Consider the following 1,270-nt stretch of genomic DNA (forward strand, 5'->3'; position numbering starts at 1 on the left):
GTCCAGGTCTTCCTATCGAGCCGATAACGCTCGACCGGCACCTGGCCGGCGACGATCGAGTTCAGCATGCCCTGGCCGGCATATTGGAACCCGCATTTGTGGATGACGCGGCGCGAGGCCGGATTGATGACCCGGGTCGAGGCATGCAGAACCTGGATCGACGTCCTCTGGAAGGCGAGATCGACCAGCGCATGCGCTGCTTCCGTCGCATAGCCCTTCTTCCAGTGCGGCTCGCCGATCCAGTAGCCGAGCTCCAGCCCGCGATCGGTGGTGTTGAGGCCGGCGCAACCGACGAAAGTGTCGGTGCCGGCCAGCGTCAGGGCATAAGCGATACCGGCCCGGCGCGACTTGGTCATGGCCAGGAAAGAGCGCGCCTCGGCCTCGCCATAGGGGTGCGGCATGCGGGCCAGCATTTCGGCGACATGGCGGTTGTCGGCAAGCTCGACCAGTTGCGCGATATCGCCTTCGTGAGGCGCCCGCATCACCAGTCGCTCGGTGACCAGCACCGGACAATCTATCGCGTAACTTTCGTCTTCTGAGTCTTCCGCTTCGGCAACCATTTGAAAGTCCTCCAGGCACAAGAAAAAGGGGAGATGGAAACCCATCTCCCCTGATCCTTTTCCTGGCTTTGCCAGACACCGGTCCCGAGATGGGCGCCGGTGTTCTAGTGCGGAACCGGCTACTCCGCGGCTTTGGCAATCGGGTTGACCGATACGTAGGTTCGGCCGTTGGCTTTTTTGTTGAACGTCACGGCGCCGGTCTCGAGCGCAAAAAGCGTATGGTCCGTGCCCATGCCGACATTGACGCCGGGATGCCACGTGGTGCCGCGTTGACGAATGATGATGTTGCCCGGGATGACGGCTTCGCCGCCGAACTTCTTCACGCCCAGGCGCTTGGAATGCGAGTCGCGACCGTTGCGCGACGAGCCGCCAGCTTTCTTGTGTGCCATCTAACTAACTCCGTTGCGCCGCAAGGCGCCTAAAAGGCCTTATGAACGCGTTCGCGTTCCGTTTCAAGTCCGATCCGGCGACCAGGTCGCCAGAAAATTACTTCGCAGCCAATTCCTTGGCCTGCTCGCGCCAGTCCTTGATCTGGTCGGCGCTGAAGGACATGTGCTCGTCGATCTTGGCAACATCCTTGTCGGTCAGCTTGGCGAGCTGCGCGAAGGTGATGATGCCCTGCTCGTTGAGATCCTTGGCTGCGACCGGGCCGATGCCCTTGATCACGGTCAGATCGTCCGGCTCACCCTTCGGCGCCTTGAACAGCGGCC

General features: G+C 61.7%; 3 protein-coding genes. All 3 read right to left on the reverse strand.

Annotated elements, in window-relative coordinates:
* Positions 1-560 (reverse strand): GNAT family N-acetyltransferase (locus EOC06_RS12315; RefSeq protein WP_164898556.1); only part of this gene is annotated, 560 nt, incomplete at its 3' end.
* 119 nt (positions 561-679) lie between these two features.
* Positions 680-949, reverse strand: coding sequence for a 50S ribosomal protein L27 (gene rpmA / locus EOC06_RS12320; RefSeq protein WP_013529063.1), 270 nt, complete (start codon positions 947-949; stop codon positions 680-682).
* Between the two features lie 97 nt (positions 950-1,046).
* The coding region (locus EOC06_RS42340; RefSeq protein ID WP_245469520.1) for a DUF4332 domain-containing protein at positions 1,047-1,270 on the reverse strand (224 nt) is incomplete at its 5' end.

Origin of the sequence: Mesorhizobium sp. M7A.F.Ca.MR.362.00.0.0 (assembly GCF_004023175.1) — a bacterium.
GTDB lineage: Bacteria > Pseudomonadota > Alphaproteobacteria > Rhizobiales > Rhizobiaceae > Mesorhizobium.